Here is a 26,995-nt window from a genome sequence, read left to right on the forward strand (position 1 = left end):
GATGAGCAAGCCGAAGCATGAACGCCGACTGGACGCGAGCGAAGCGGAGGCGGTGATGCGCAATTTGCGTGTCAGCCCGCGCAAGCTCAATCTCGTGGCCGGGCTCATCCGCAACCGGCCGGCGGCGCAAGCGGTCGCGACGCTGACGTTTAGCAAGCGGCGCATCGCCGGGGATGTGAAGAAGGTGCTGCAAAGCGCGATCGCCAATGCCGAGAACAACCATTCACTCGATGTCGACCGATTGGTCGTCACCCGTGCCGAGGTGGGGCGCGCGGTGGTGATGCGGCGTTTTCACGCGCGCGGCCGCGGCCGTTCGGCGCGGGTGGAGAAATGGTTCAGCCATCTGCGGATCGTCGTTGCGGAACTCCCCGAGTTCGCGGCGACGAATGCAGCGCAGACTGAGGAAGGGGCAGCGTAGCCGATGGGACACAAGGTCAATCCGATCGGGCTCCGGCTCGGTATCAATCGCACCTGGGATAGCCGTTGGTACGCGGACGCCGATTATGCGCGCTTGCTGCATGATGATATGCGGTTGCGCGAGCGGCTGCGGAGCAAGCTGCACGCCGCTGGTGTGTCGCGTGTGGTGATCGAGCGGCCGGCGAAAAAGCCGCGGGTGACGATTTACGCGGCGCGGCCGGGCGTGGTGATCGGGCGCAAGGGCCAAGACATCGATGCATTGCGCAAAGATCTCTCGGCCATGGCAAAGGCTGAGGTAACGCTCAACATTGTCGAGATCAGGAAGCCTGAGATCGATGCGACTCTGGTTGCGGAAAACATTGCTCAGCAACTCGAGCGGCGTGTTGCCTTCCGGCGCGCCATGAAACGCGCGGTGCAATCGGCGATGCGGCTTGGCGCGCAAGGCATTCGGATCAATTGTGGTGGCCGTCTCGGCGGCGCCGAGATCGCGCGCATGGAGTGGTATCGCGAAGGTCGCGTCCCCTTGCACACGCTGCGCGCGGACATCGACTATGGGATCGCGACCGCCAAGACCACCTATGGCACCTGTGGGGTCAAGGTGTGGATTTTCAAAGGTGAAATTCTGGCTCATGATCCGATGGCGCAAGACCGGCGCGCCGCGGAGCAGGCCCCGCAGCGCTGAGGATCACGAAGGATGCTTTCTCCCAAGCGCACCAATTATCGCAAGGCCCATAAGGGGCGCATCCATGGCCTCGCCAAGGGTGGCACGGCGTTGAATTTCGGCGCCTTTGGTTTGAAGGCCATGGAGCCCGAGCGGATCACCGCGCGCCAGATCGAAGCGGCCCGCCGCGCCATCACTCGCGCCATGAAGCGCGCCGGCCGTGTCTGGATCAGGATTTTTCCCGACGTGCCGGTGTCTCGTAAACCGGCGGAGGTGCGCATGGGCTCGGGAAAGGGCGCGCCGGAATTCTGGGTCTGCCGGGTCAAGCCGGGGCGGATCATGTTCGAGATCGATGGTGTCGCGCCGGATCTCGCGCGCGAGGCGCTTGATCTCGGCGCCGCCAAGCTGCCGATCAAGACCAAGTTTGTCACCCGGATGGGGGATGCCTGAGATGAGCAAGGCGCGTGATATCCGCACCAAGACCCCGGACGAGCTGGCCACCCTGCTGCTCGATCTCAGCAAGGAGCGGTTCAATCTCCGTTTTCAACGCGCGGTCGGCCAGCAGGAAGGTACGGCACGGATGCGCGCGGTGCGGCGCGAGATCGCGCGGGTCAAGACAATCCTGGCGGAGAAGCAGCGTCTTCCCGCCGTGCAATCCTGAGAGGCGATCGCGTATGCCCAAGCGCATCCTGACTGGCCGTGTGGCGAGCGACAAAATGGACAAGACCGTGACGGTGCTTGTCGATCGACGCGTCATGCATCCACTTTATAAGAAGTTCATCCGCCGCTCGAAAAAATACGCGGCGCATGATGAAGAGAATTTGTGCAAGGCCGGGGATCTCGTGCGCATCATCGAGTGTCCGCCGATCAGCAAACGTAAGACCTGGCGGGTGATCGAACGCAACGGCGAGGCCGTCGCGGGCGCCGAGACGCAGGTTTGAGGAGCGGCGAATGATCCATCCCGAAACCAATCTCGAGGTTGCCGATAATTCCGGCGCCCGTCGTGTGCAGTGCATCAAGGTGCTCGGCGGCTCGAAACGCAAGACGGCCTCGGTCGGCGATGTCATCGTCGTTTCCATCAAGGAGGCGATCCCGCGCGGCAAGGTGAAAAAAGGCGACGTGCATCAGGCGGTGATCGTGCGGACCTCGTTTCCGGTGCGTCGTGCCGATGGCAGCGCGATCCGTTTCGATCGCAATGCGGCGGTTCTGATCAACAAGCAACAGGAGCCGATCGGCACGCGCATTTTTGGCCCGGTGGTGCGCGAGTTGCGTGCCAAACGCTTCATGAAAATCATTTCGCTTGCGCCGGAGGTGCTGTGATGGCGGCGCGCATCAAAAAGGGCGACAAGGTCGCGGTGATCAGCGGCGCCGCCAAGGGCGGGCGCGGCGAGGTGTTGCGCGTGTTGCCGCGTGAGAATAGGGCGGTGGTGCAGGGCGTCGCGATGGTCAAACGCCATCTCAAGCCGCGCGGCATGGGCCAGCCGGGTGGTATCGACCGGCGTGAGGCGGCGATCCATTTGTCAAACCTGATGCTCATCGATCCCAAAACCGACAAGCCGACGCGGGTTGGTTTTCGGGTCTTGGAGGACGGGCGTAAGGTCCGGGTCGCGAAAGCCAGCGGCCAGGTTATCGAGAGTTGAGGGGAACGGCATGAGCGAGATGGAAAATCGGCCGCTGCCGCGCCTGCTGCGGCGTTACCGCGAGGAGTTGCGGGCCAAGCTGCAGGCGGAATTCAACTACAAGAATCCGATGCAGGTGCCGCGGCTTGAGAAAATTGTCATCAATATGGGCGTTGGCGAGGCGACCGCCGATCAGAAGAAGCTCGATGCGGCGGTGAACGAATTGACGATGATCGCCGGGCAGAAGGCGGTGAAGACGATTGCCAAGAAGGCGATCGCGGGCTTCAAGATCCGCAAGGGCTTGCCGATCGGCTGCAAGGTGACGCTGCGTCGTGCGCAAATGTATGAGTTCCTCGACCGCCTGACCACGATCGCGTTGCCGAGGGTGCGCGACTTCCGGGGGATTACCGGCAAGGGTTTCGACGGACGCGGGAATTTCGCCATGGGCATGCGCGAACAGATCGTGTTTCCAGAGATCAACTACGACAAGGTCGATGCCGTTCGCGGCATGGACATCGTTTTCGTGACCACGGCGCGCACCGATGCGGAAGCGAAGGCCCTGCTCAAGGGTTTTGACCTTCCGTTTGCGGCGTGAGCGGCCGGGTTTGGGGATTACGGGATTTTGGGGAAAACCATTGGGTGTTTGATCGCCCAACAGGTTCCGGAGGGTAGAGAACGACATGGCCAAGCTTTCCGCGGTCAATCGTAATAAGCGGCGCGAACAGATGGCAGAGCGCGATCGCGCCAAGCGCAAGGCGCTGAAGGCGGCGATCATGGATCGCACGCGCCCGGTTGAGGAACGCTTTGAAGCTTCGCTGAAGCTCGCGCAATTGCCGCGCAATGGCGCAGCCGGGCGGGTGCGGTTGCGCTGCGAGCTGACCGGGCGGTCGCGCGGCAATTATCGTAAGTTCAAACTTTGCCGCATCGCTTTACGCGATCTTGCCAGCGCCGGACAGATTCCGGGCCTGGTCAAGGCGAGCTGGTAGGAGAGGAGCGATCATGGCGCTTACCGATCCGCTCGGCGACATGCTGACCCGTATCCGCAACGCGCAGCGTTCGCGGCACAGTGTTTGCGTCGCGCCAGCGTCACGGCTGCGAGCCAACGTGCTCGAGGTGTTGAAACGCGAAGGTTTTATCCGAGGTTTTTCCGCCGAGGAATTGCGCCCGGGTGTCGCGCGGCTGCGTATCGAGCTGAAATACAATGAGGGGGAGCCGGTGATCAAAGAGATCACTCGTGTCTCTCGCCCTGGCCGGCGGGTTTATTCGAAGATCCGGGAATTGCCCAAGGTCTATGCCGGGCTCGGTATTTCGATTCTGTCAACGCCGCGAGGCGTGCTCAGCGATGCCGAAGCGCGTGCCGCCAATGTTGGCGGCGAAGTTCTTTGTCGCGTGTTCTGAGGGAGGGACGTATGTCGCGTGTAGGCAAATATCCCGTGCCCATTCCAGATGGCGTGCAGGTGGCGATCGCCGGCCGCAGCCTGTCGGCGAAAGGCCGGCTTGGTGAATTGCGACTTGATCTTGCCGACGATGTCGAGGTCAAGGTCGAGGGCAAGCTGGTCACGGTCGCGCCGCGTGATGGTGAGAGGCGCGCCCGCATGATGTGGGGCACCACGCGGGCGCTGGTTGCGAACATGGTGCGTGGCGTCTCGGCCGGCTATGAGCGCAGTATGGAGATCACCGGCACCGGCTTTCGCGCCGCCGTGCAGGGGCAGAATCTGGTCATAAATCTCGGCTTTTCTCACGATGTCGTCTATCCTATCCCGCAGGGGATCAAGATTTCCTGCGAGAAGCCGACATCGATCAAGGTCGAGGGAATCGATAAACGCTTGGTGGGGCAGGTGGCGGCCGAGATTCGCGGCTATCGTCCGCCCGAGCCTTACAAGGGCAAAGGCGTGCGCTATAGCGACGAGGTCATCCGGCGCAAAGAGGGTAAGAAGAAGTAATGAGTGCCAAGCAGGATCTCCAGGCACGCCGGCGCCAGCGTCTGCGTTTCCAACTCCGCAACAAAAGTGGTGGGCGCCCGCGTTTGTCGGTATTTCGCTCCGGCAAGCATATTTATGCGCAAGTCATCGACGACGAGGCGGGCCGCACTTTGGTCGCGGCATCAACGCTTGACGCGGCATTGCGGCGGGAACTTCGGACCGGGGCGGACAAGGCGGCGGCGGCGGCGGTCGGCAAGCTGATCGCAGAGCGCGCCTTGGCGACTGGGGTCAAGGAGGTCGTGTTCGATCGCGGCGCCTATTTCTATCATGGCCGCGTCAAAGCGCTGGCCGAGGCCGCCCGCGAAGGCGGGCTCGCTTTCTGAGGGAACGAAAAATGGCACGGGAACCGAGGGAAGGCCGCGGCCGCGAGCGCAGCCGAGAGCGCGAGAGCGGCGATGACCTGATGGATAAACTGGTCTCCATCAATCGCGTGGCGAAAGTGGTCAAGGGTGGGCGACGTTTTGCCTTTGCCGCTTTGGTCGTGGTTGGTGACCAGAAAGGCCGCGTCGGCTATGGTGCGGGCAAGGCGCGTGAAGTGCCGGAAGCGATCCGCAAGGCGACTGAGCGTGCCAAACGGACCATGATCCGGGTGCCGATGCGCGAGGGCCGCACATTGCATCACGATGTCGAAGGGCGTTTCGGCGCTGGCGCGGTCGTGTTGCGTTCGGCTCCGGCCGGCACCGGGATCATCGCCGGCGGCCCGCTTCGCGCGGTGTTCGAGACGCTCGGTCTTGGCGATGTCGTTGCCAAGAGCCTTGGCAGCCGCAATCCGCATAACATGGTCAAGGCGACATTCGCCGCGCTCCAACGCTGCACCAATCCGCGTGGTGTCGCGTCGCGTCGTGGCAAGAAAGTGTCCGATCTGCTCGGGCGGCGCGAGGCGCCTGCGGCACAGGAGGCTGCTGATGCCTAAGATGTTGCGCGTGACTCAGATCGCCTCGGCGGCCGGCCGCAAGCCGGGCCAGCGCGAGACGTTGATCGGTCTGGGACTGAACAAGCTGCACCGTTCCCGCCTGGTTGCGGATACGCCCGCAACGCGTGGCATGATCCGGAAAGTGGCGCATCTCATCACGGTGGCGGATCTTGCGGAGACGTCGCCTGCGGCCGAGGAGGGCGCGCGGTAATGTTGCTCAATGAATTGCGCGATAACCCCGGTGCGCGTCGGCGCGCGAAGCGGCTTGGTCGCGGTATCGGCTCTGGTAAAGGCAAGACGTCCGGCAAGGGGGTCAAGGGCCAGAAGGCACGCGAAGGTGTCGCGCTGAACGGCTTTGAGGGCGGCCAGTTGCCGATCTATCGGCGTTTGCCCAAACGCGGCTTCGTCAATATTTTCCGCAAATCCTATGCCCCGCTCAATCTCGGCCGGTTGCAAAAGGCGATCAACGAGGGGCGGATCGATGCGACGCAGCCGATCACCGAGGCATTGCTCGCCGCGGCGGGGTTGGTGCGCATGAGCGGCGTCGCCGGGGTTCGGTTACTCGCCGAGGGCGCGATCACCCAGGCCGTCACCATCAAGGTCTCTGGCGCCTCGGCGGCGGCGATCGAGCGCGTGGCGGCAGCCGGCGGCCAAGTCGAGGTCAGCGCTAGCGCGAGCGGCAACGAGGCGCCGGCGCCGCGCTGAGCGCGATGTGGGTGGCGTGCCGGGCCGGCGCTGGCGGCCCTGAAGCTGAAGCCCGGGACAGACGACGGGTTGGGTGGGCCCGACCTCATCAAGGGGCTGCTATGATTGGCGGAGGCTTGCCTTAAAGGGCCGTGACGAGTCACACTTCCCCGTGATCGGCGGTCGGTGACGGGGCGGCGTTGGTCGGGGGCGAAAGCAAAGGGGCGGGCATGATAAGGAAAAGCGCATGGCGTCGGCAGCCGAGCAACTAGCGTCCAGCCTCAATCTTGGCGTTCTCGCCAAGGCGACCGAGCTCAAAAAGCGCATCTGGTTCACCCTCGGCGCGCTGATCGTTTATCGTGTCGGCACATATATTCCGCTGCCCGGGGTTGATACCTCGGTAATGGGCGAACTCATGGCCCAGCATGGCGGCGGCATTCTCGGCATGTTTGACATGTTCACCGGCGGCGCCTTGCGGCGGATGACCGTGTTTGCCTTGAACATCATGCCCTATATCAGCGCGAGCATCATCGTTCAGTTGATGTCGGCGGCGCTGCCGTCGCTCGAAGCCCTGAAGAAGGAGGGGGAGAGCGGGCGCAAGAAGATGAACCAATATACCCGCTATCTCACCGTGGTGATCGCCATGTTTCAGGCCTATGGCATCACTTTAGGGCTGGAGAGCATGCGCGGCAGTTTCGGCCCGGCGGTCATCGACCCTGGCTGGTTCTTCCGTCTCAGCGCGGTGGTGACGCTGGTCGGCGGGACGATGTTCCTGATGTGGATCGGCGAGCAAATCACCGCGCGTGGTATCGGGAACGGCATTAGCCTGATCATTTTCTCAGGGATCGTCGCCAATCTGCCGCATGCGCTGGCAAGTCTGCTCGAACTCGGGCGAACCGGGGCCTTGTCGCCGGTGTTCATCGTTGGTTTCATGATCATCGCGATTTTGGTGATTGGCTTTATCGTGTTCATGGAGCGGGCGCATCGGCGTGTCGTGGTGCAGTACCCGAAGCGTCAAGTGGGTAGCCGGATGTTTGGCGGCGAGTCCACCCACATGCCGCTCAAACTCAATACATCGGGCGTCATTCCGCCGATTTTCGCGAGTTCCATCCTCCTCATTCCGGCAACCATCGCGGGCTTTTCGCATGGCGGGGGGCCGATTTGGGTGAACTGGATCGTGAGCCAACTCGCCCATGGCCAGCCGCTCTATATGGCGCTTTATGCCGCGCTGATCATCTTTTTCGCCTATTTCTACACGGCGGTCGTGTTCAATCCGCAGGAAACGGCGGATAATCTCAAAAAATATGGCGGCTTTATTCCCGGCATCCGTCCTGGCAACGCGACGGCGGAGTATTTCGATTATATTCTAACGCGGCTGACCACCATCGGTGCGATCTACGTTGCGGCGGTTTGTCTGCTGCCGGAAATTCTGATCAGTCATTATGGTGTGCCGTTCTATTTCGGTGGCACGAGCTTGATGATCATCGTCTCCGTGACGATGGACACCATCACCCAGATCCAATCACACCTCCTTGCCCATCAATATGAAGGGCTCATTCGCAAGGCGCGGGTGCGCGGGCGGGTGCGCTGATGGCGGCCAAAGGGGGGCTCAACCTCATCCTGCTCGGCCCTCCAGGCGCCGGGAAAGGCACGCAGGCGAAGCGGCTCGAAGAGCGTTACGGCATTGCGCAAATTTCGACCGGAGACATGTTGCGCGGCGAGGTCGCCGCCGGGAGCGAGATCGGCAAGAAGGCGAAGGCGATCATGGAAGCCGGCGAATTGGTGCCGGATGAGATCATCATCGCCATGCTCTCGGCGCGGATTGCGCGGCCGGATTGCGCGAACGGCTTCATTCTTGACGGTTTCCCGCGCACGGTTCCGCAAGCCGAGGCGCTCGACGTCATGCTCGGCGAACATGGATTGACGTTGAGCGCGGTGATTGAACTCAAGGTTGACGACGCGGCGCTGGTCGAGCGCATCGCCGGGCGTTTCACCTGTGCCACCTGCGGCGCAGGGTATCATGACGTGTTCAAGCCGCCGAAAATTCCGGGCCATTGCGATGTATGTGGTGGCACGACCTTTAGCCGCCGCGCCGATGACAACCGCGACACGGTTGCCGCGAGGCTCGCCGCCTATCATCGCCAGACGGCGCCGATCCTGCCTTATTATGCGGCGCAGGGGCGGCTCTATAGCGTCGATGGCATGGCTGCGATTGACGACGTGACAGTGGCGGTGGAACGGGTTTTGTCTGGCGTTGAGGCGTAAATCACGAAAAAATGATCGCACGAGATTGACAGCTACGCACTGGCTTGTATAGTGCGCGCCTCACACGGCGCCCCAGAAATGGGGTGTGTACGGGTGTGGGGAAAGTTAAGGCGGAAAGTTGGGCGACCTGAGCGCAGTGGCGCTGCGGGGTGTGGTTCTTATTTTTGACAGGCTGGGTTATGTCGGCTGAGTTCGGCCGGCTGGTGAGGAGTGAAGAAGCGTGGCGCGCATCGCTGGGGTGAATATTCCAACCAATAAGCGGGTAACGATTGGTCTTCGCTATATTTATGGCATTGGTCCGGCGAAGGCGGCGGAAATCTGTTCGGCGCTTGGGATTCCGGACGAGCGCCGCGTCAATCAGCTCAGCGATGATGAGGTGCTGCGCATCCGTGAATTGATCGATCGCGAATATCGCGTCGAGGGCGATCTGCGGCGCGAGGTGGCGATGAACATCAAGCGCTTGATGGATCTCGGCTGCTATCGCGGGCTTCGCCATCGTCGTGGCTTGCCGGTCCGTGGCCAGCGCACCCACACCAATGCCCGCACGCGCAAAGGCAAGGCGGTCGCGATCGCCGGCAAGAAGAAAGTGACGAAATAGCGCTTGCCCCGATATTTTGGCGCTTCCGCGCCCTCGCCATCCTCCCGCTCTCGCCATCATCCATAGCCGACCGATAGGACAAAATTCATGGCCAAGCCCGCCCAGGCCGCGCGCCCGCGCAAGAAGGAACGCAAGAATATTATCTCTGGCGTTGCTCATGTCGCGGCAACGTTCAACAATACCATGGTGACCATCACCGACTCTCAAGGCAACGCGATCGCGTGGTCCTCGGCGGGGAGTCAGGGATTCAAGGGCAGCCGTAAATCGACCCCCTATGCCGCGCAGGTGGCTGCGGAAGAGGCGGGTCGGAAGGCGCGCGAGCACGGGATGGAAACCTTGGAGATTGAGGTCAGCGGCCCGGGTTCTGGGCGCGAAAGCGCTCTTCGCGCGTTGCAGGCGGTCGGTTTTGCGATTACCGCCATTCGCGACACCACCGCCATTCCGCATAATGGCTGCCGCCCGCGTAAGCGGCGGCGCGTCTGATCGTCGCCTCCGCTCGGGATCTCGGCTCGGAGATCTGCGGCAGCGAGGTAAAGTTCCGCGCTTTCGTGAGCGCATTCATTGCAGATGAGGCAAGCGTGGTCATCCAGAGAAACTGGCAATCGTTGATCAAGCCGGAAAAGCTGGAAGTTGAGTCCGGCGCGGTTCCGTCCTGCGTTGCAACCATCATCGCCGAGCCGCTCGAGCGTGGTTTCGGCATGACGCTCGGCAACGCGATTCGTCGTGTTCTGCTCTCGTCGTTGCAGGGCGCCGCGGTGACTTCGGTGCAGATCGACGGTGTGTTGCATGAGTTCAGCAGCATTCCCGGCGTGCGCGAAGATGTCACCGATATTGTGCTCAACATCAAGCAGCTTGCGCTTCGCATGCATGGCGAAGGGCCGAAACGCATGGTGCTTTCGGCGACGGGGCCGGGCGAGGTCAAGGCGGGGCAGATCCAGACCGGGCATGACATTGAAATCATGAACCGCGATCTCGTTATCTGCACTCTCGACGACGGCGCGAAGCTCGGCATTGAATTTACGGTCGAACTCGGCAAAGGCTATATCGCGGCCAGTCAAAATCGGCAGGAAGACAGCCCCATCGGCCTCATTCCGGTGGATGCGATCTTCTCGCCGGTGCGGCGGGTTTCTTACAAGGTTGAGCCGACGCGTGTCGGTCAAGTCACGGATTATGATCGGCTGCTTTTGACGGTGGAGACCAATGGTGCCGTCACCCCAGAGGATTCGGTCGCGCTGGCTGCGCGTATTTTGCAGGATCAGCTGCAGCTCTTCATCAATTTCGACGAGCCGCAGCATGTTCGATCTGATGAGCCGCAAGATAATCTGCCGTTCAACCGCAACATGCTGCGCAAGGTCGACGAACTCGAACTCTCCGTCCGCAGCGCGAATTGCTTGAAGAACGACAATATCATCTATATCGGTGATCTTGTGCAGAAAAGCGAGCAGGAAATGCTACGGACGCCGAATTTTGGCCGCAAATCACTAAATGAAATCAAAGAAGTGCTCTCGACCATGGGGCTTTCTCTGGGCATGACGGTGCCGGGTTGGCCACCGGAGAATATCGAAGATATGGCCAAACGGCTCGACGAGCCGTTCTGAGCCTGCGGGGAGAAAGACCATGCGCCACGGGATCGCCGGCCGCAAGCTCGGTGTCACTTCAAGCCATCGCCACGCCATGTTCCGTAATATGGCGGTGGCGCTGCTCAAGCATGAGCAAATTACCACGACCTTGCCGAAGGCGAAGGAACTGCGCCCGGTTGCGGAGAAACTGATAACACTCGGCAAACGCGGTGGCTTGCACGCCCGCCGTCTCGCATTAGCCGAATTGCGCGACCAAAAAATTGTTGCCAAGCTGTTTACTGCGTTGGCGGATCGCTACAAGTCGCGCGCGGGAGGCTATACCCGCGTCTTGAAAGCCGGCATTCGCCATGGCGATGCCGCTGCAATGGCGGTGATCGAGCTGGTTGATCGCGATCCGGCGGCCAAAGGCCAGGATAGCGGCCCGCGGCAAATCGATAATGATGACGCCACATCTGCGACGGAGGCGTGAATACGCTCGAGTATGACGGCCGACGCTGAGTCCAGCGCCGCCGCTTCGTGATGCGCCAAAACGAGCGGTATGAACGGAAGCGGATGCGATAGGGGAAAATCCCTTGCACAGTGTCGGTATGAGACGCGAGAGCGATAGATCACGATTTGATGAGACGGCCGGATGCTTCCGCAATGCGTTCTTCTCTTCTTCTCCCTAGCTAGGGGGAGGATTGGGATGGGTGGCCGAGCGGTTTAAGGCAGCGGTCTTGAAAACCGCCATACGTGAAATGCGTATCGTGGGTTCGAATCCCACCCCATCCGCCAGCGGGTTTGTAAACTTCTCTGTATCCATCGGGTAGATTAACGAATCCGCGTTTCCCGATTATACCCGCCAAGATACATCTCGAAGCCGGACTATGGCGCATAATCTCGGGTCGAACCGAACGAATGACGGGCCGCGTTAGGATAGATAGCGCCCGTGTTAGAGCAAGGTAGATTTTGATTGAACCATCCCGTTCCATCAAAACCGGCCAACTTGCTCGCCAAAATAGGTGTAGAGCGTGATCGATTTAAACCGATCGCGCTCTAGTGGCCTCGCGAAAGCGTGATCCCGCCGGCCACTTTCATGCGATCGTCGACCTGCAAATCGCCATCAGCCGCTATCTCGCCGAACCCAACGCCGCGCCCAAGCCCTTCGTCGGGAAGGCATCGGCCCGCCCCGGGCGCCGCTTCAGACCCCGTGCAGCCAGGTGAGCATCGGGCGCCAGAGGGCGGTTTCGGCGTTGGTGCCGGCGATCATGCCGATATGGCCGACCTGTGGGGTGATCAGGGTGGCGTCAGGAATGAGGGTCGCGAGTGGGCGGGCGCTGGCGGGTGGCACCAGCCGGTCGCGGGTCGGCGCGGCGACGAGGGTGGGCAGGCGGAGGGTCGCGGGATCGACGGGAAGGCCCGCGACGAGCCAATTGCCGCGGGCCGGCGTGTTGTCGCCATACCAACCGCCGAGGGCTTCGCGCGCCACCGGCGCGGCAAGCGGCACGCCGTCGTTCAGCCAGTCCTCGAGCGCGACGAAGCGGCGGGCGCGTGTGCTGTCCGGGTCGAGGGTCGCGAAAGCGCGATATTTGCGGCCGACACCGTAGGGATCGACGAGCGCAAACAGGGTTTGTAGCCAGTCGATCGGAAGCGCGTGGCCGAGGGCGAAGGCCGGCTCCATGAGCGGCAGCAGGCGGGCGAGGGCGGCGGCGCGGGCGGGATTGTCGGCGTGGAAATCCCAGGGGGTGGCAAGCAAAGCGAGGGCGCGCAGGCGGCGCGGCTCGCGCAGTGCCGCCGCGAGGGCGAGCAGCCCGCCCATGCAATAGCCGACCAGGATGGGCTTTTCCGCAACAGCGCCGAGCGCGCGATCCAGCCGCCCGGCGATATAGTCGGTGAGGGTGAAGCGCCGTTCGCGCTCGCCGGGCCAACCCCAATCGAGCAGCAAAGGGTGGAAGCCGGCAGCGGCGAGGAAGCGGACCAGCGAGGCGCCTTCGTCGAGATCGAGGATATGACCGCGATTGATGAGGCTCGGGATAAAGAGGAGGGGTGGCCCCTCGCCGCCGTAATCGAGGAGGCGGGTTTCGCCCTCGCTCCAGATCGCCGGCGGGTCGGGGAGGGTGCGGCGCCAGGGATGGCGGCGATAGGCGGCGATGCCGGCGATGAGGGCGCGATCCTCGGCGAGAGTGGCCGCGAAGACGGTGCGGGCGAAGGCGTCAGGATCGCCGCTTGCGTGCGCGAGGCGGGCGAGATCGGGGTTTCGGCGCGGGTTCCAGCCGGGCCAGGCGCCGTTCGAGAGCGGCAAGCCGGCGATGGAGGCGCTCGATTTCAGCATCGCGAGGGTCAGATGGAGCAGCAGCGGCCGCGGCCCGCGGCGGTGGAGCGGCGCCGGCGACGCCATTGTGGAATGGCTCATGCTGTCGTGGCCCCGGCTCGCGTGGCCCCGGCTCGCGCGGCATCGCCTGAATGGCGCTGGCCAACACGCCGGCCCAGAGGCCAGCGAGGGCTTGCCAGGCTTCCTGCATCTCGCGGTCGGCGACGAGCGCCGAGATCTCGCTTTGCCAAAGCGTGATCCAGTCTTGCGCGAGGGCGGCGAGGTCGGGCGTCTCGTTTCCGGCGCCGCCGGCCGGGCTCTCCCCGTCCGGCGGCGTGCCGGGCGCTCGGGCGGTGCTCATGTCTCATCCATTTACCATTCTCGCCTCGTCATCCGATTCTCCGCCGGCGACCCAAGCCGCGGCGAGAAAATTTGCCTCTCCTCGCGGAGGCGGGCAGAGTGCCGGAAATAACGCGCCGCAACATAAGGAACGATCGATGTCAGAGCCAGAGCCGCCGCGCACCGACGAGACGCCCGCCGCCGCCCTTGTGATCAAGAAATACGCCAATCGGCGCCTCTATAATACCGAGAGTTCGAGCTATATCACGCTCGACACGCTTGCCGACATGGTGCGCGGTGGGCGGGATTTCGTGGTCTATGACGCCAAAACCGGCGACGACATCACCCGCTCGGTGCTCACCCAGATCATCGTCGATGAGGAAAACAAGGGCCGCGCGCTGCTGCCGACCGGGTTTCTGCGGCAGCTCATCGGGCTTTATGGCGAGGGTTTCCAAGGGCTTCTGCCGAATTATCTCGAACAGGCGATGGCAAGCTTCGCCGCCCAGCAGCAGCAGATGCGGCGGGCGATGCAGCAGACGGTCGGCACGCTATTTCCCGGGGTGGAGGAGATGAGCCGGCGCAACCTCGCGATGATGGAGCAGGCGATGAGTTTTTTCTCGCCGTTCCAGAGGGCGCGGGAGCAGCAGGGCGAGGCGGCCGAGGCAGCGGCCGAGCGCGACCATGAAATCGCCGTGCTGCGGGCCGAGATCGCGGCGCTCAGGGCCGAGCTTGCGCGTCGCGGGGCGGGGACGGCCGAAAAAACGCCTAAGGCACCCCAACCAGGGGGCGAAAAATCCGGCGACAAACCCGGCTGAATGGTGGATTTCTGGGAGAAAACCACGGTGATGCAATGGTAGGACGTTAATATATCGTTTTTCCTTTGACGATCTTTCGGAAAAATGCCATATTCGCGTATGGAGAGACGGTCGCAGGGCATGACCCGGTGACCTGAAGATGCGAGAAACCGCAGTTTTCCCGTTTTCGATCGTCGTGGAGGCCGCTATGTCCGACCGTGAAGCCATCCCCCCTCGCTATGACGCGTCAGACGACGAAAGCGAGGAATCGATGCCACTGGTTCGGCTGCGCGCGTCCGATTTCACGGGCGTGGCGCCTCGCGAAGGTCGCGGCGCCAGCCGTGCCAGTCTCGCCGATCGTCATGTCGGGGCGCGCATCCGCGAACGCCGCACCATGCTCGGCCTTTCGCAGCAGCAGCTCGCCCAGATGATCGGCGTCACCTATCAGCAGGCGCATAAATACGAACGCGGCTTCAACCGCATCTCGGCGGGCCGGCTCTATGACATCGCGGTGGTGCTCGGGGTGCCGATCGCGTGGTTCTTCGAGGGGCTGGCGCCGGACGAGGAGACCCAAGCGGCGACCCCGCGCCAGCGCATGTGTCTCGAGCTTGCCCGCAATTTCGCCGCGATCGACAATCTCAAGCATCAAGAAGCGCTGAGTAACATGGCCCGCGCCCTCGCGGCCCAGTCAGCTGCGATGCACGGGCGCTAGAGCAAGGTAGGTTTTGATTGAACCATCCTGTTCAATCAAAACCGGCCAACTTGCTCGCCAAGATAGGTGTAGATAGCTAGCTCTCGTCCCGGTGCGCTTCGACCCACCGGCTGACCTTGACCGAGTGATGCACCCGAAGCCTATCCACGATCAGGAACAGCTTGCCCGACCCGCTCGCGATCAGGCGACGCAGAAACATGATGAACAGCGCGGTTTTGGGCGCCACCGGCGTCTGACCCTTCGGGGCATAGCCGCGTCCGAGCGAGGCCAAGGTTGAGCGGCTGGGGGAGACCGTCACGCCTGCCATGCTGGAGACCTTCGCCGCCGAGGCTCGCCGGCGGCGGGAAATCGGCGGCGTTTGGCGTTCGCAGTTTTATACCGAACTGGCGTCCCGTACGGGATTCGAACCCGTGTTACCAACGTGAAAGGCTGGTGTCCTAGGCCTCTAGACGAACGGGACAGCGAGAGAGTGCCTAAAGAACGATGCTTGGCCGGTCAAGCAGGGTGCTTGCCAGGATCCCCGGACAAAGTGGCGCGGCGTGCCGAGCGGCATTCCGCCTCGGCGGCATTAATCTTCGGCAACACTTTTTCCGCCATCAGCACCATCGAGCGCCGCGCCAGCGCCGGATCCCGCCAGTCATGCCCGGCGTAGAGCAGGGTGCCGAAATCGCCGGTTTCCTCGCGAAAGGCGAGGATTTCATCGGCGACCTGGTCCGGCGTGCCATGGATCACGAGTTGGCGGCAGACGTCATCGAGCGTCACCGCGTCATCCGCCATCGCCGGGTCCGGCTTGAACAGATTGAGCCGCCCGGCGCGACGCATCTTGGTCAGCATCTGCGCGTAATAAAAACGATAGGGGCTGGCGGCCTCGGTCGCGTAGGCGCGGGCGGTCGCGGCGTCATCGGCGACGAAGATGCTTTTCGCGACCCGCCAGGAAGCCGGATCGGCGGTGCGGCCGATGCGGGCGCAGCCCTCGGCGAAGCGTGGCCAGTGTGTCGCGACCCAGCACGGCAGCAGGAAATTCGCCGAAATCATATCCCAGCCGCGCGCCGCCGCCTCGGTCACGCCCTTTGAGTGGGGTGCGACGGCGGTGACGATGATCGGCGGGTGCGGGCGTTGCAGCGGCCGCGGCATGACGCCCTGGCCGATCTCGGCGATTAGCGTGCGCGCGGTCGAGATCGTCCAGTATGTCCCGGCGATCTCATAGGGCGGGTCGCGCTCCCAGATCGCAAGCACGTGGTTGATCGCTTCGAGGAACATCGCGTTACGGTCGGCCGCCAGCGTCCCGAACACCTCCCAGTCGGACGGCAGCCCGCCCGGGCTGATGCCGAAATTGAGCCGCCCGTCGAGCAGATGGTCGAGCATCGCGATCTCGGCCGCGACCGCGGCGGGATGGCGGTTGGGGAGATTGACCGTCCCGGTGCCGAGGCGGATCCGCCGCGTTACCCCAGCGAGGGAGGCGAGAAACAAGGTCGATGACGTGATATTTTCCGCGCGATCGCTCACGTGCTCGCCGACATAGGCCTCCTGGAACCCGAGTTCGTCGGCGAGCATGAAGGCCGCGCGATCCTCGGCGAGGGCCAGGCGCCAGTCCTTGTCCAGCGGATGGATGGGCATGGTGAAAAAGCCGAGCTGCATCGTGTCGTTCCCGAAAAATCGCAAAGGGGGGGGATGGGCTGGCCCTTAACTCTCGCGCGTCTCGCGGCCGTAGAGGAGCAGGAGGACGAGGATGATGACGCCGTAGATGATGCTCCGGCCATATTCGGCCATGTTCATCGCGAGCAGAACGCTGACCAGGGTGACGAGACAGATCGCGCCGGCGACGGCGCCGAGATAATGCCCGCGCCCGCCAAGGATCGAGGCGCCGCCGATCACCACCGCCGCGATCGACTGAAAAAGATAGGGTTCGCCCATGCCGAGCGAGGCCTGGCCGCCGAAACCAACCAGCATGATCCCGGCGAGTGCTGCGGTGAGCCCGGAAAGCCCGTAGAGCCCGATGATGGTTGCGCGGACGCGAAGCCCGGCAAGCATGCTCGCGCGGAGATTGGTGCCGATGGCATAGGTCGCGCGGCCGAACACGGTCGCTTGCAGCAGAAACGAAACCAGCCCGATCACCGCAAGCCAGAGCCAGAGCGGCGCCGGCACACCGAGCAGGCTGCCATGCGCGAGCCCCTGTACCCAGGGCGGCGCGTAGGCGGCGCAGGAGGCGCAGGTCATGCCGCCGCTCAAACCCAGCGTCAGCCCCTCCATGATGCCGTTCATCGCAAGCGTCATCACCACCGCCGGCACCCCGAGCACGGCAACCCCGATCCCGTTTGCAACGCCGACCAGCGCTCCCATCCCGAGCGTCAAGGCCAGGGCGGTGGCGGCATGGGCGTTTTCGCCGCCCGAACTGGTCGCAAGCAAGATTGCCGCGGCATTCAAGACCCAGGGCACGGAGAGATCGATGCCGCCGATGAGGATCACGAAGCTCTGGCCGGCGGCGACGAGGCCGACGAACATCGCGACGGTGAGAATGGTGAGCACATTCGTCGTCTGAATAAAGCCCGGCCGCACCAGCCCGCCGAGGAGAAACAGCAGCACCGCCGCCGCATAGGCGTAAAATACCCGCCGTCCCGTCGGCGAAAGCATGGGCACCCTCCGCCGTCTTTCCCTGCCGCTCATGTTTGTACCCGCCGCCTTCGCACCAGCCGCCCAATGCCTTCGGCGAGCACCACCGCGATCACCAGGAACGCGCCCTCGTAGAAGGATTGATAGAGCGGATCGATATGCGCGAAAAACAGGATATTGACGATCATCGTGGTGACGAAGGCGCCGAGAATGGCGCCGATCCCGCTGCCCCGCCCGCCGAACAGGCTAACGCCGCCGAGCACCACCGCGACGATCGAGGTCAGGGTGTAACCGTTGCCGGTGGTGGCGTCGCCGGCGGTCGCCGAAGCGGCGAGAAACAGCCCGGCGCCAGCGGCGATCAGGCCACTCAGCGTGTAGGCGACAAGCTTGGTTGCCACCGGATCGATGCCGTTCGCCGCCGCCGCCGCTTCGTCATTGCCGATGGCGAGAAGCGCGATACCCGCCTGGCTCCGGCGCAATACGGTCCAGAGCAGCATCAGCGCCAGCACATAGATCAGCGCATAGGGCGCGCCGGTATTGACCAGGAGCGCGGTGTAGCTCTCCGGCACGGCGCCGCCCGGCTGCGGCAGGACGCGGATCGCAAGCCCCTGAAAAATCGCGAGCGTCGCCAGCGTCACCAGAATCGGCTGCAGGCGGCCATAAGCGACGAGAGCGCCGTTGATGAGGCCGAGCCCGGCGCCGGCGAGAAGGATCAGCGCCGACGCCACAATCATCGACGCCGCATTGGTCCCGAGATAGAGCGCGGCGAGGGCATTGCTGAGATCGATGATCCCGCCGATCGAAAGATCGAGCCCGCGGGTGAGAACGACCATGGTCTGGGCCAGGGCGGCGAGCGCCAGCGGCATCGTGTTGTTGACACTGGCGGTGAGTTCGAACCCGCCGGGAAGGCGGCCTTGGGTTACGAGATAGAGCGCGGCATAGACGATCACCGCGATGACGAGGAGGGTCGCGACCAGCGCCAGCCCGAGATGGCGGGCAAGCGCCTGCGAGAGCGGCGCGCGGCGCGGCGGCGTCATCACGCGGCGGCCGGCTCGCGCATCGCCGCGGCGACGATGCGTTCAGCGGTCAGGCTCTCTGCGGGAAGTTCGGCGGCGATCTGCCCTTCGCGCAGCACCAGGACGCGATGGGCGAGATGAGCCAGCTCCTCCGCATCCGAGGAATAATAGAGAATGGCGCGGCCAGCGCCGGCTAGCTCCGTCATCAGCTCATAGATTTCATGCTTGGTCGCGACATCGACGCCGCGCGTGACATCATAAAACAGCAGAACCGCGCAATCGGCGAGCAGCCAGCGCCCGAGCAGGATTTTCTGCTGATTGCCACCCGAGAGTGCGGCGACCGGGCTCGTGATCGCGGGCATGCGCACCTTGAGCCGCGCCACCATCGCCGCCGCCAGCGATCGCAGTCGCCGCCGGCGCAAGACGCCAAAGCGGCTTTCGCGCCCGAGCACCGCGAGCGTCAGATTGTCGCCCACCGACAGTGGCAGCAAAAGCCCCTCGGTCTTGCGGTCCTCGGGCACCAGCGCGATCCCGGCCCGGATCGCCTGGCGCGGCGAGCGCGGGCGAATCTCGCGCCCTTCGCGCAGGATCCGCCCCGCTTTGCGCGCCATCGCGCCAAACAGCATCAGGAACAATTCCCGATGCCCGTGCCCGGCGAGCCCGCCGATCCCGAGAATTTCGCCGCGCCGGAGGCTGAAAGAGGCGGACACGAGCCGCCCGCCGGCAAGCCCCTCGACGGTGAGCGCCGGCGCCGAGGCGGGCGCCGTCGGGCGCGGCGGATAGAGCGTTTCGACACGCTGGCCGGTCATCAGCGTCACCGCCTCGTCCTCGTCAAGCGTCGTGAAGCTCCCGACATCGCGGCCGCCGCGAAAGACGGTGATGCGGTCGGCGATGGCGGCGATCTCGTGCCAGCGATGGGAGGTGAAGACGATCGTCCGCCCGGCGTCACGCAGCCGGCGCACTTCGCCGAACAGCCACGCCGTCTCACGCTCCATCAGCGCCGAGGTCGGCTCGTCGAGCAGCAGGATGTCGGGATCGTGCGAGAGCGCGCGGACGATCTCGATCACCTGGCGATCGGCGAGCGGCAGATCCTCGACCAGCGCGCCGGGATCGATCTCGCGGATGCCAAAGCGCGCGAACAAAGCCTCCGCCGCGGCAATCAGGCGGCGCTGGCTGGTGAGGCCAAAGGCGCCGCGGGGCTCGCGCCGCAGCAGCAGATTTTCGGCGACACTCATCGCGGGCAGCAGCGTCAGCTCCTGAAATACCGTCCAGCAGCCAAGCCGATGCGCGGCGTCAGGGGTTTTCAGGGCAACCGCTGCGCCGCGCAGGCGAATGACGCCGCTATCGGCGCGAAGCCGTCCGCCGAGGAGCTTGATCAGCGTCGATTTGCCGGCGCCGTTTTCGCCGACCAGCGCATGCACCTCGCCGGGAAAGGCGCGGAGCGAGGCTTCGCTCAACGCCCGCACGCCGCCGAAGCTCTTGCTGACCGAGACCGCCTCCAGACTGGCCGCGTCGTCGCGCGCGCTCGCGTCGTTCATGCCGCCGGGAGGTCGACCGCGAGGCGGCCTGCGCAGGCCTTGCCGTCGAGCGCGGCATCGACGCAGATCTTCACGGTCGCGTGCGGGCCGGCATCGGTGAAATCGGCGAAGAAACTGTCGGGAAGATCGGGGAACACCGTCTCGCCGGTTTTCACCGTCTCGCTGGTGACATAGGGGAAGGGGATGGTGATGTCCTTCTTCGGGTAATCGCCCTTGAGCACTCGGCGCGCGAGTTCGAGCGAAATCACCGAGAGAAACGGCGGCTGGCCGATCGAAATGCCATCGACTTGGTGGCCCATGTAGCCGGAGAGAAATTTGCGGAAGCCATTTTCGGCCTCGCCCGCGGTCGGCGGCAGCTTGCGCCCGGCGGCGATGAACGCCTTCAAGACGCCGTCCGTTCCGCCCTGGCACCAGATGCCGTCGATCGGCGGCAGCGAGGGGAGCGCGGCGGCGGTGTTGCGTTCGGCGGTCGCGCTGTCCCACATGCCCGTGTAGCGGCTTACCACCTTGATATCGGGATGCTCCGCCCAAACACTTTCGGCGCCCTTGTTGCGGTCGAGGTCGACATGGGTGCCGGCAACGCCGGTGACCATGATCACATTGCCCTTGCCGCCGATTTTCTTGGCGACGAACTCGGCCCCCATGCGGCCGAACGCGAATTGGTCGGTATTCACTTTCAGCGCGCTCGGCGCGGTGACGACGTTATCGAAGGAAACGACGAGAATGCCGCGGTCGGTGGCCTGCTTGATGATGCCGTTGAGCCCGGTCGGGGAGGCGGCGTTGAGCACGATGGCGTCCACCCGCTCGGCGATCAGGTTGGAGAATTGCTGCGACTGCTTGGAGACGTCATTGCCGGAATTGAACCAGCTCCCTTCGATCTCGCTGGCGAAGGGCTCCATCAGCAGCGCCGATTTGAACAGATTCTCCATCTCGATGCGCCATTTGTTGCCGATATAGGAGTTCGAGAGGGCGATCTTGAATTTTCGCGCAGCCCGCGCCCGGCGGGGCAGCAGGGCCGGCGCTGCGGCGAGGGCAAGACCGGTGCGCAACAGAGCGCGGCGGTGGAGAGCGGACATGGCAATTTCCTCATTATAAGGGCGAGTGCCCGGTTTGTTTCAGTGCCCGGCGGCAGAACAGGCGAGTGGCGCGATAAATCTGCCCGATCCTCCGATGCCTGTCGAGGCTGTGTGGTGGCAAGACTTTATTCACGAAATCGCGCCATTCTGTGACGCTAGAATGAGGGGAATACTGGGATCATGAGTTTCATGGCGCTGCGGCATTGGCTGGGCCGCGCCCGGCAGGCGGCAACGCCACCGGCGCCCTCCGCGCCGCCGCCCGCTGCCCCAGACTCCGCGCGGCAGGTGCCCGATCGCTTGCCCGATCCGCCGCTCAAGCCCGGGCTGACGCCGCTTCTCGCGCTGCGCCATGACCTCTGCGGCGAGGGATTTCTGTTTCCCGACGGCGCCGAGGAGGTGGTGCGGCTTGCACGCCCGCTCGGGCTCTCGGAAGCCTCCAGCGTCGCGCTGCTCGGCGCTGGGAGCGGCGGCCCGGTCACCGCCATCACCGCTGCCTTCGGCGCCTGGGTCAGCGGTTTCGAGGCCGATCCCGCTCTGGTCACGGTCGCGACCGAGCATTGCCGCCATAGCGGCCACGGCAAGCGCGTCTCGATAGCGCCCTGGCAGCCCGACCAGCCCGACTTGCCGCGGGCGCAGTTCCATCATGCGCTCTCGCTGTTCGCGCTCGCCGATGTGGCGCCGAAGCCGGTGCTGGCGGCGTTGGCGCAGGCGCTCCGCCCGCGTGGTCAGCTCGTTTTGCTCGATCTCGTCGCCGCCCCCGATCACCAGCCGGATGCCAGCTTCACCGATTGGGCGCGGCTCGAGGCGCGCTCCTTGCCGCTCCCAACCGAGGCCGAGATCACGCAGGCACTCGGCACGTTGGGCTGCGACGTACGGGTGGCCGAGGACGTCTCCGAACGGCATGTCGAGACGATCATCGAGGCCTGGCGGGCCCTGGTGCGCCCGATGGCCAGCGCGCGGCCGTCGCTGGCCCGGGCCAAGCTCTTGGTCGCCGAGGCGGAACGCTGGCTGCTTCGGGTGCGGTTGCTGCAGGCCGGCCGCATCCGCCTCGTGCGCTGGCATGCCATTGCCAGCGGTAAGACCCAGCAAACGCCCACCCCTCACAAACTCGCCTGACGTCGGCGCGCGGCCGCCGTTTTGTTCAGAGACCAGGCCGCGGGCGGCTTGCCAGAGGTGCGAGCGGCTGCTAGAGCTGCGCCCCTTGATCTCGCGCGCCCGGGCGAAGTAGGGCATGCCCGGCCGCGATTGCGCGCCTTCTCGGCGTGCCCCTTTCGGAAAGGAGAGCGAAATGCCCAAGATGAAGACCAAATCCTCGGTCAAGAAACGATTCAAGATCACCGCGACGGGCAAGGTTCTCGCCGGTCCGGGCAAGAAGCGGCATAATCTTTCGGCACGCAGCCAGAAAGCCAAGCGCAGCAACCGTGGCAGCCAGGTGCTTACCCATGCGGACGGGTTGACCGTCAAGCAATGGGCGCCGTACGGGCTCGGCTGAGGAGACATAACCCATGGCACGTGTGAAACGCGGCGTGACCTCTCACGCTCGGCACAAGAAAGTTCTCGATCAGGCGAAGGGCTATGTCGGCCGCTCTTCGACCAATTACCGCATCGCGCTGGAGCGGCTGGAGAAGGCGCTCCGCTATGCGTATCGCGACCGCCGGGTCAAAAAGCGCGACTTCCGCGCGCTCTGGATCCAGCGCATCAATGCCGCGGTGCGCGAACATGGCCTCACCTATTCGAAATTCATCGCCGGCCTGAAGCGTGCCGGCATCGAGATGGATCGCAAGGTGCTGGCGGCGATCGCCTATGATGACGCGCCCGCCTTCGCCGAAATCGTGCGGAAGGTCCAGGCGGTGCTGAGCTGAACAACACGCGCCGGGCGGGCAACGCCCGGCGCCTTGTCACGGGAACTTCCATGCGGATTTCGCGGTTTTCTACTCTGATGCTGGGCAGCGCGCTCGGCGTTGCCCTGCCTCTCTCCCTCGCTTTTGCGCAAGCGACGACGCCGCCGCCGGGGACGGTGCCGCCGGGCGTCACCGTGCCCAGCGCCAAGCCCGATCCGGTGGTCGCGCGGGTGAACGGGCGCGAGGAGCATCTGAGCGATCTCGAAAACCTCGCCCAGAATCTTCCCGAGCAATTGCGCAACATGCCGCCCAACATGCTCTATCCGATCCTGATCGATCAGATCATCGACCGCGATCTCCTGGTGCAGCGCGCCCGCAAGGAGAAGCTGCAAAACGATCCCATCGTCAAGCGCGAGATGGATGATGCCGCCGACATGGCGCTGCAGAACGCATTGATCAACCGCGCGGTTGCGCCGGCGATCACCGACCAGGCGCTGCAGGCCGCCTATCAGAAAGAGATCGCCGGCAAGCCGGGCGAGGAGGAGGTGCATGCGCGCCACATCCTGGTCCCGACCGAGGCCGCGGCCGACAATGTGATCAAGGAATTGCAAGGTGGCGCCGATTTCGCGGCACTGGCCAAGAAGGACAGCACTGACCCGGCCGGCGCCAATGGCGGCGATCTCGGCTGGTTCAAAAAGAGCGATATGCTGCCCGAATTCAGCGATGCCGCCTTTGCCCTCAAACCCGGGCAGTTCACTACGAAACCCGTTCATACCCGTTATGGCTGGCACGTGATCCAGGTGATCGAGCGCCGCACCGCGCCGCCGCCGACATTCGCCGAGGCACGCGACCAGTTGCGCCAGAAGGCGATCCAGGATGCGGTGCAGAAAGAGATCGAGGAAGCCCGTAAAGGCGCTGAGATCGAGCGTTTCAATCTCGACGGCTCGCCGGTGCGCGCGACCGACCAGGCAGAGCCGCCCGGCTCGCCGCCGGCCGCGGACGGCAAGGCGCAGTAGCCGGCGCGCGCATGGCGGGCTCCGCGCCGGTTTCGCCGCTCGCGGTGGCGCTGCCGGATTTACCGCCGCTGGCCGGCGTCAAGCTCGGCGTCGCGGCGGCCGGCATCCGCTATCAGGGGCGCAATGACCTTTTGGTCGCGGAATTCGCGCCAGGGACCACGGTTGCCGGCGTTTTCACCCGCAATCGCTGCCCTGGGGCGCCGGTCGAGTGGTGCCGCAAGCTCCTCCCGGCGGGGCGTGCGCGCGGCCTCGTCGTCAATGCGGGCAACGCCAATGTTTTCACCGGCCGCGCCGGCAACGATGCCGCCCGCGCGACCGCGGAGGCGGCGGCGAAGCTGATCGGCTGTCCGGCCCGACACGTGTTTCTCGCCTCCACCGGGGTGATCGGCGAAGTGCTGCCGGTTGCACGTCTGACCGCGGCGCTGCCGTCGCTACATGCGGGTCTTCACGAAGATCGTCTGGCGGACGCGGCTCGCGCCATCATGACCACCGACACGTTTCCCAAGGCGGCGACGCGGCTTGCGCGGATCGGCGAGACGGAGGTGCGGATCACCGGGATCGCCAAAGGCAGCGGTATGATCGCGCCGGACATGGCGACGATGCTGTGTTTCGTGTTTACCGATGCCAAGATCCCGGCGCCTGCGCTACAAAAATGTCTCACGCGCGGGATCGGCGGCAGTTTCAATGCGATCACCGTCGATTCCGACACCTCGACCTCGGATACCGTCTTGCTGTTCGCGACCGGCCAAGCCCGCCATGCCCCGGTTCCCGCCACCGGCGGGGTAGCGCTGCGCGATTTCTCGGTGGCCCTCGCCGAGCTGTTGCACGATCTCGCGCTCCAGGTGGTGCGCGATGGCGAAGGGGCGCAGAAACTGATCCGCATCGATGTCACCGGCGCGGTGTCTGCGCGCTCCGCCAAGCGCATTGCCCGCGCGATCGCCGATTCGCCCCTGGTCAAGACCGCGATTGCCGGCGAGGACGCGAATTGGGGGCGGATCGTCATGGCGGTCGGCAAAGCCGGGGAACCGGCGGACCGGGACCGTCTTTCCATCGCCGTTGGCGGCGTTTGGATGGCGCGCGACGGCGCCATTGTTCCCGGCTACGACGAAGCCCCGGTTGTCGCCCATATGCGCGGGCGGGAAATCGCGATCGCCGTCGATCTCGGCCTCGGCCGGGGCAAGGCGACGATGTGGACCTGTGACCTCACCCACGGCTATATCGACATCAACGGCAGCTATCGCAGCTAATCGCCCGCGCCCGCCCGTTCAGGACAAAAGTTTTTTGGTTCTTTTTTTCAAAAAGAACTTTTTTCTCTTCTCTACGTCCTCACCGAAACATCACCAGAGTATGGCTCAAGGTGATGAAAATACCCCAGGCGAGAGGGATGCCGATCGCGAGCCAGGCGAGCAGCGCGCCGGGGGTGAAGCCGCCGCGCCCGATCCCGAACGAGCCGGCGGCGGATACCTTCGCCGCCGGGTGGGCGGCGAGGTCTCGGCGCGCCTCATCTTCTTCCTTCATGAACCATTTTTCGTCCAGCGGGCGGATCAGCAGATTGGCGATGAAGCCGAGAAACAGCAGCCCGGCGAGGATATAGAGCGTGCGGTCATAAACGGCCGAACGCGCGACGCCGGCGCTGATCTGGGTGTCGCGGATATAGGTCACCAGCACCGGGCCGATGACGCCGGCGGTGGACCAGGCGGTGAGGATCAGGCCGTGGATGGCGCCGACGAATTTGGTGCCGAAAATATCGGCGAGATAGGCCGGCACGGTCGCGAAGCCGCCGCCATACATCGAGAGCGCGATGCAGAGGCAAGCGACGAAAAGCGCCTTACTGCCCATATGCGCGGCGGAAGGCGCGCTCGCATAGACGATCATGCCGAGAATGAAGAAGGTGGTGTAGGTGTTCTTGCGGCCGAGCCGATCGGAGAGCGAGGCCCAGAAAAACCGCCCGGCGATGTTGAACAGCGAAAGCAGCCCGGCAAAACCGGCGGCGATCGCGGCAACCGCCGCGCGCTGGTGGGCGTCGAGCGCGGTGAAGCCGACATCGGGCGCGCCAATCAGTTTGCCGGCGAAGATTTCCTGCAGCATCGGCGAGGCCATGGCGAGGATGCCGATGCCGGCACTGACATTGAGACAGAGCACCGCCCAGATCAGCCAGAATTGCGGCGTGCGCGGCGCCATGTGGAGATGGACGTGGCGGGTGGTGATCATCGGCCGGCCGCTCTCCGCCGGCGGCGTCCAGCCCTCCGGCTGCCAGTTCTCGGGCGGCACGCGATAGCCGAAGGCGCCGATCGTCATCACCACGAAGTAAATCACCCCTGTCACCGCGAAGGTGAGCGCAACGTTTTGCCCGGCGGTTGCGGGAAAACTCGCGATCAGGCTATTGGCGAGCGGGGCGCCGATCATCGCGCCGCCGCCAAATCCCATGATCGCCATGCCGGTCGCCATGCCGCGGCGATCGGGGAACCATTTGATCAGCGTCGAGACCGGGGAGATATAGCCAAGTCCCAGACCAACACCGCCGATCAGCCCGAGGCCGAGCCAGATCAGCCAGAGTTGATGCACGAAAACCCCCGCCGCGGCGATGAGATAGCCGCCGCCCCAGCAGAGCGCGGCGACGAACCCGGCCTTGCGCGGCCCGGCGCGCTCCAGCCAGCCGCCCCAGATCGCCGCGGAGGCGCCGAGAAGGACGATCGCGATGGTAAAAGTCAGAACCAGATCGGATACTGCCCAGTCGCAGTTGCTGGCCAAGAGCACCGAGAAGAGTCCGGTTCCGGCGGCGCAGGCGATCGGTTTGGCGCCGCCGAGGGCGCGCGACAGCGGCAGCCAATAGACGCTGAACCCATAGGCCATGCCGATGCAGAGATGGATGGCAACGGCGGCCGGAGGAACCAGCCAGCGGTTGAAGCCGGGGCGCGCAATGATGCGCGCGCGATCAAGGAGTCCAGCCGACGCTGGCATTGCCCCAGTGGGCGCGGTGTCTGCTCGCGACATGGTTTTTTCTTCCTTTGGCCGTTTTCCCGGACGATGTCAGTCTCGACGTA

General features: G+C 64.3%; 37 protein-coding genes and 2 tRNA genes. 29 read left to right on the plus strand and 10 right to left on the minus strand.

Annotated features, from left to right (window positions below):
- Nucleotide 1: 1 nt before the first annotated feature.
- The 22 genes from rplV to DEF76_RS05640 all read left to right on the plus strand — a co-directional run bounded on the left by rplV (nucleotide 2) and on the right by DEF76_RS05640 (nucleotide 11,493).
- The gene (gene rplV, locus DEF76_RS05535; protein ID WP_114911467.1) at nucleotides 2-418 is read left to right on the plus strand and encodes a 50S ribosomal protein L22; all 417 of its coding nucleotides are present in this window, start codon (nucleotides 2-4) and stop codon (nucleotides 416-418) included.
- A 3-nt stretch (nucleotides 419-421) separates the two neighbouring features.
- The gene (rpsC, locus tag DEF76_RS05540; RefSeq protein ID WP_114911468.1) at nucleotides 422-1,099 is read left to right on the plus strand and encodes a 30S ribosomal protein S3; all 678 of its coding nucleotides are present in this window, start codon (nucleotides 422-424) and stop codon (nucleotides 1,097-1,099) included.
- A gap of 12 nt (nucleotides 1,100-1,111) precedes the next feature.
- Nucleotides 1,112-1,528: a 50S ribosomal protein L16 gene (gene rplP, locus DEF76_RS05545; protein ID WP_114911469.1), complete on the plus strand. Its 417-nt coding sequence runs from the start codon at nucleotides 1,112-1,114 to the stop codon at nucleotides 1,526-1,528.
- Nucleotide 1,529: 1 nt separating this feature from the next.
- Nucleotides 1,530-1,739 (plus strand): 50S ribosomal protein L29, encoded by a 210-nt coding sequence (rpmC, locus tag DEF76_RS05550; RefSeq protein WP_114911470.1) that lies wholly within the window; start codon nucleotides 1,530-1,532, stop codon nucleotides 1,737-1,739.
- A gap of 13 nt (nucleotides 1,740-1,752) precedes the next feature.
- A complete protein-coding gene (rpsQ, locus tag DEF76_RS05555) occupies nucleotides 1,753-2,019 on the plus strand; it encodes a 30S ribosomal protein S17 (protein ID WP_114911471.1) in 267 nt (88 codons plus the stop codon).
- A gap of 10 nt (nucleotides 2,020-2,029) precedes the next feature.
- On the plus strand, nucleotides 2,030-2,398 hold the full coding sequence (gene rplN, locus DEF76_RS05560; protein ID WP_114911472.1) for a 50S ribosomal protein L14: 369 nt from the start codon (nucleotides 2,030-2,032) through the stop codon (nucleotides 2,396-2,398).
- Complete coding sequence (gene rplX, locus DEF76_RS05565; RefSeq protein ID WP_114911473.1) at nucleotides 2,398-2,718, plus strand: 50S ribosomal protein L24; 321 nt, start codon at nucleotides 2,398-2,400, stop codon at nucleotides 2,716-2,718. Before rplN ends, rplX begins: the two co-directional genes overlap by 1 nt.
- Before the next feature lie 10 nt (nucleotides 2,719-2,728).
- Entirely contained in the window at nucleotides 2,729-3,292 is a 564-nt protein-coding gene (rplE, locus tag DEF76_RS05570; protein ID WP_114911474.1) for a 50S ribosomal protein L5, read from the plus strand.
- An 85-nt stretch (nucleotides 3,293-3,377) separates the two neighbouring features.
- Complete coding sequence (rpsN, locus tag DEF76_RS05575) at nucleotides 3,378-3,683, plus strand: 30S ribosomal protein S14 (protein WP_114911475.1); 306 nt, start codon at nucleotides 3,378-3,380, stop codon at nucleotides 3,681-3,683.
- A gap of 13 nt (nucleotides 3,684-3,696) precedes the next feature.
- On the plus strand, nucleotides 3,697-4,095 hold the full coding sequence (gene rpsH, locus DEF76_RS05580; RefSeq protein ID WP_114911476.1) for a 30S ribosomal protein S8: 399 nt from the start codon (nucleotides 3,697-3,699) through the stop codon (nucleotides 4,093-4,095).
- A gap of 11 nt (nucleotides 4,096-4,106) precedes the next feature.
- The gene (gene rplF / locus DEF76_RS05585; protein ID WP_114911477.1) at nucleotides 4,107-4,640 is read left to right on the plus strand and encodes a 50S ribosomal protein L6; all 534 of its coding nucleotides are present in this window, start codon (nucleotides 4,107-4,109) and stop codon (nucleotides 4,638-4,640) included.
- Nucleotides 4,640-5,002 (plus strand): 50S ribosomal protein L18, encoded by a 363-nt coding sequence (rplR, locus tag DEF76_RS05590; RefSeq protein WP_114911478.1) that lies wholly within the window; start codon nucleotides 4,640-4,642, stop codon nucleotides 5,000-5,002. The genes rplF and rplR overlap by 1 nt, the downstream gene beginning before the upstream one ends.
- 11 nt (nucleotides 5,003-5,013) lie before the next feature.
- A complete protein-coding gene (gene rpsE, locus DEF76_RS05595) occupies nucleotides 5,014-5,592 on the plus strand; it encodes a 30S ribosomal protein S5 (protein ID WP_114911479.1) in 579 nt (192 codons plus the stop codon).
- A complete protein-coding gene (gene rpmD, locus DEF76_RS05600; protein ID WP_114911480.1) occupies nucleotides 5,585-5,803 on the plus strand; it encodes a 50S ribosomal protein L30 in 219 nt (72 codons plus the stop codon). Before rpsE ends, rpmD begins: the two co-directional genes overlap by 8 nt.
- Nucleotides 5,803-6,297, plus strand: a complete 495-nt coding sequence (rplO, locus tag DEF76_RS05605) for a 50S ribosomal protein L15 (RefSeq protein WP_114911481.1) — start codon at nucleotides 5,803-5,805, stop codon at nucleotides 6,295-6,297. The genes rpmD and rplO overlap by 1 nt, the downstream gene beginning before the upstream one ends.
- 226 nt (nucleotides 6,298-6,523) lie before the next feature.
- Nucleotides 6,524-7,867, plus strand: a complete 1,344-nt coding sequence (secY, locus tag DEF76_RS05610) for a preprotein translocase subunit SecY (protein ID WP_114911482.1) — start codon at nucleotides 6,524-6,526, stop codon at nucleotides 7,865-7,867.
- Nucleotides 7,867-8,541 (plus strand): adenylate kinase, encoded by a 675-nt coding sequence (locus tag DEF76_RS05615; protein ID WP_114911483.1) that lies wholly within the window; start codon nucleotides 7,867-7,869, stop codon nucleotides 8,539-8,541. The genes secY and DEF76_RS05615 overlap by 1 nt, the downstream gene beginning before the upstream one ends.
- Nucleotides 8,542-8,761: 220 nt before the next feature.
- Nucleotides 8,762-9,139 carry a 30S ribosomal protein S13 gene (gene rpsM / locus DEF76_RS05620; RefSeq protein WP_114911484.1) on the plus strand — a complete coding sequence of 126 codons (378 nt, stop codon included), beginning with the start codon at nucleotides 8,762-8,764 and terminating at the stop codon, nucleotides 9,137-9,139.
- 87 nt (nucleotides 9,140-9,226) lie between these two features.
- Nucleotides 9,227-9,622, plus strand: coding sequence for a 30S ribosomal protein S11 (rpsK, locus tag DEF76_RS05625; protein ID WP_114911485.1), 396 nt, complete (start codon nucleotides 9,227-9,229; stop codon nucleotides 9,620-9,622).
- Nucleotides 9,623-9,717: 95 nt separating this feature from the next.
- Entirely contained in the window at nucleotides 9,718-10,737 is a 1,020-nt protein-coding gene (locus tag DEF76_RS05630) for a DNA-directed RNA polymerase subunit alpha (RefSeq protein WP_114913695.1), read from the plus strand.
- 19 nt (nucleotides 10,738-10,756) lie between these two features.
- The gene (gene rplQ, locus DEF76_RS05635) at nucleotides 10,757-11,188 is read left to right on the plus strand and encodes a 50S ribosomal protein L17 (RefSeq protein ID WP_114911486.1); all 432 of its coding nucleotides are present in this window, start codon (nucleotides 10,757-10,759) and stop codon (nucleotides 11,186-11,188) included.
- A gap of 214 nt (nucleotides 11,189-11,402) precedes the next feature.
- Nucleotides 11,403-11,493: transfer RNA gene (locus DEF76_RS05640), tRNA-Ser, on the plus strand.
- A gap of 406 nt (nucleotides 11,494-11,899) precedes the next feature.
- Here the strand turns inward: DEF76_RS05640 and DEF76_RS05645 are convergent.
- Both DEF76_RS05645 and DEF76_RS19830 read right to left on the minus strand, forming a co-directional pair.
- The gene (locus DEF76_RS05645; RefSeq protein WP_240319116.1) at nucleotides 11,900-13,030 is read right to left on the minus strand and encodes an alpha/beta fold hydrolase; all 1,131 of its coding nucleotides are present in this window, start codon (nucleotides 13,028-13,030) and stop codon (nucleotides 11,900-11,902) included.
- Nucleotides 12,912-13,370, minus strand: coding sequence for a hypothetical protein (locus tag DEF76_RS19830; RefSeq protein ID WP_240319117.1), 459 nt, complete (start codon nucleotides 13,368-13,370; stop codon nucleotides 12,912-12,914). The genes DEF76_RS05645 and DEF76_RS19830 overlap by 119 nt, the downstream gene beginning before the upstream one ends.
- 136 nt (nucleotides 13,371-13,506) lie before the next feature.
- Here DEF76_RS19830 and phaR point away from each other — a divergent pair, with 136 nt between their 5' ends.
- Complete coding sequence (phaR, locus tag DEF76_RS05655; protein WP_114911489.1) at nucleotides 13,507-14,163, plus strand: polyhydroxyalkanoate synthesis repressor PhaR; 657 nt, start codon at nucleotides 13,507-13,509, stop codon at nucleotides 14,161-14,163.
- Nucleotides 14,164-14,350: 187 nt separating this feature from the next.
- A complete protein-coding gene (locus DEF76_RS05660) occupies nucleotides 14,351-14,854 on the plus strand; it encodes a helix-turn-helix transcriptional regulator (RefSeq protein WP_338025792.1) in 504 nt (167 codons plus the stop codon).
- 76 nt (nucleotides 14,855-14,930) lie between these two features.
- Here DEF76_RS05660 and DEF76_RS05665 read toward each other — a convergent pair whose 3' ends face one another.
- From DEF76_RS05665 to DEF76_RS05695, 7 genes are all read right to left on the minus strand, one after another.
- Nucleotides 14,931-15,161 carry a hypothetical protein gene (locus DEF76_RS05665; protein ID WP_162800498.1) on the minus strand — a complete coding sequence of 77 codons (231 nt, stop codon included), beginning with the start codon at nucleotides 15,159-15,161 and terminating at the stop codon, nucleotides 14,931-14,933.
- Nucleotides 15,162-15,238: 77 nt separating this feature from the next.
- A tRNA-Glu gene (locus DEF76_RS05670) sits at nucleotides 15,239-15,314 on the minus strand.
- A gap of 35 nt (nucleotides 15,315-15,349) precedes the next feature.
- The gene (locus DEF76_RS05675; protein WP_114911491.1) at nucleotides 15,350-16,492 is read right to left on the minus strand and encodes an LLM class flavin-dependent oxidoreductase; all 1,143 of its coding nucleotides are present in this window, start codon (nucleotides 16,490-16,492) and stop codon (nucleotides 15,350-15,352) included.
- A gap of 45 nt (nucleotides 16,493-16,537) precedes the next feature.
- Complete coding sequence (locus DEF76_RS05680) at nucleotides 16,538-17,485, minus strand: ABC transporter permease (protein WP_114911492.1); 948 nt, start codon at nucleotides 17,483-17,485, stop codon at nucleotides 16,538-16,540.
- Nucleotides 17,486-17,514: 29 nt separating this feature from the next.
- A complete protein-coding gene (locus tag DEF76_RS05685) occupies nucleotides 17,515-18,501 on the minus strand; it encodes an ABC transporter permease (RefSeq protein WP_114911493.1) in 987 nt (328 codons plus the stop codon).
- On the minus strand, nucleotides 18,501-20,018 hold the full coding sequence (locus tag DEF76_RS05690; RefSeq protein WP_114911494.1) for a sugar ABC transporter ATP-binding protein: 1,518 nt from the start codon (nucleotides 20,016-20,018) through the stop codon (nucleotides 18,501-18,503). Before DEF76_RS05690 ends, DEF76_RS05685 begins: the two co-directional genes overlap by 1 nt.
- Complete coding sequence (locus DEF76_RS05695) at nucleotides 20,015-21,094, minus strand: sugar ABC transporter substrate-binding protein (RefSeq protein ID WP_114911495.1); 1,080 nt, start codon at nucleotides 21,092-21,094, stop codon at nucleotides 20,015-20,017. The genes DEF76_RS05690 and DEF76_RS05695 overlap by 4 nt, the downstream gene beginning before the upstream one ends.
- 180 nt (nucleotides 21,095-21,274) lie before the next feature.
- Between DEF76_RS05695 and DEF76_RS05700 the strand changes: the two genes are divergently transcribed.
- The 5 genes from DEF76_RS05700 (at nucleotide 21,275) to argJ (ending at nucleotide 25,198) form a co-directional block, all read left to right on the plus strand.
- Nucleotides 21,275-22,210: a class I SAM-dependent methyltransferase gene (locus DEF76_RS05700; RefSeq protein ID WP_114911496.1), complete on the plus strand. Its 936-nt coding sequence runs from the start codon at nucleotides 21,275-21,277 to the stop codon at nucleotides 22,208-22,210.
- 172 nt (nucleotides 22,211-22,382) lie between these two features.
- Nucleotides 22,383-22,586: a 50S ribosomal protein L35 gene (gene rpmI / locus DEF76_RS05705; RefSeq protein WP_114913697.1), complete on the plus strand. Its 204-nt coding sequence runs from the start codon at nucleotides 22,383-22,385 to the stop codon at nucleotides 22,584-22,586.
- Nucleotides 22,587-22,599: 13 nt separating this feature from the next.
- Complete coding sequence (gene rplT / locus DEF76_RS05710; protein ID WP_114911497.1) at nucleotides 22,600-22,956, plus strand: 50S ribosomal protein L20; 357 nt, start codon at nucleotides 22,600-22,602, stop codon at nucleotides 22,954-22,956.
- Between the two features lie 50 nt (nucleotides 22,957-23,006).
- On the plus strand, nucleotides 23,007-23,951 hold the full coding sequence (locus tag DEF76_RS05715; protein ID WP_114911498.1) for a peptidylprolyl isomerase: 945 nt from the start codon (nucleotides 23,007-23,009) through the stop codon (nucleotides 23,949-23,951).
- 11 nt (nucleotides 23,952-23,962) lie between these two features.
- Entirely contained in the window at nucleotides 23,963-25,198 is a 1,236-nt protein-coding gene (argJ, locus tag DEF76_RS05720) for a bifunctional glutamate N-acetyltransferase/amino-acid acetyltransferase ArgJ (RefSeq protein ID WP_114911499.1), read from the plus strand.
- A gap of 79 nt (nucleotides 25,199-25,277) precedes the next feature.
- On the opposite strand, the gene DEF76_RS05725 is transcribed toward argJ, so the two are convergent.
- Complete coding sequence (locus DEF76_RS05725) at nucleotides 25,278-26,945, minus strand: OFA family MFS transporter (protein WP_205216116.1); 1,668 nt, start codon at nucleotides 26,943-26,945, stop codon at nucleotides 25,278-25,280.
- Between the last annotated feature and the right edge of the window lie 50 nt (nucleotides 26,946-26,995).

The sequence above is a fragment of the Acidibrevibacterium fodinaquatile genome (assembly GCF_003352165.1).
GTDB lineage: Bacteria > Pseudomonadota > Alphaproteobacteria > Acetobacterales > Acetobacteraceae > Acidibrevibacterium > Acidibrevibacterium fodinaquatile.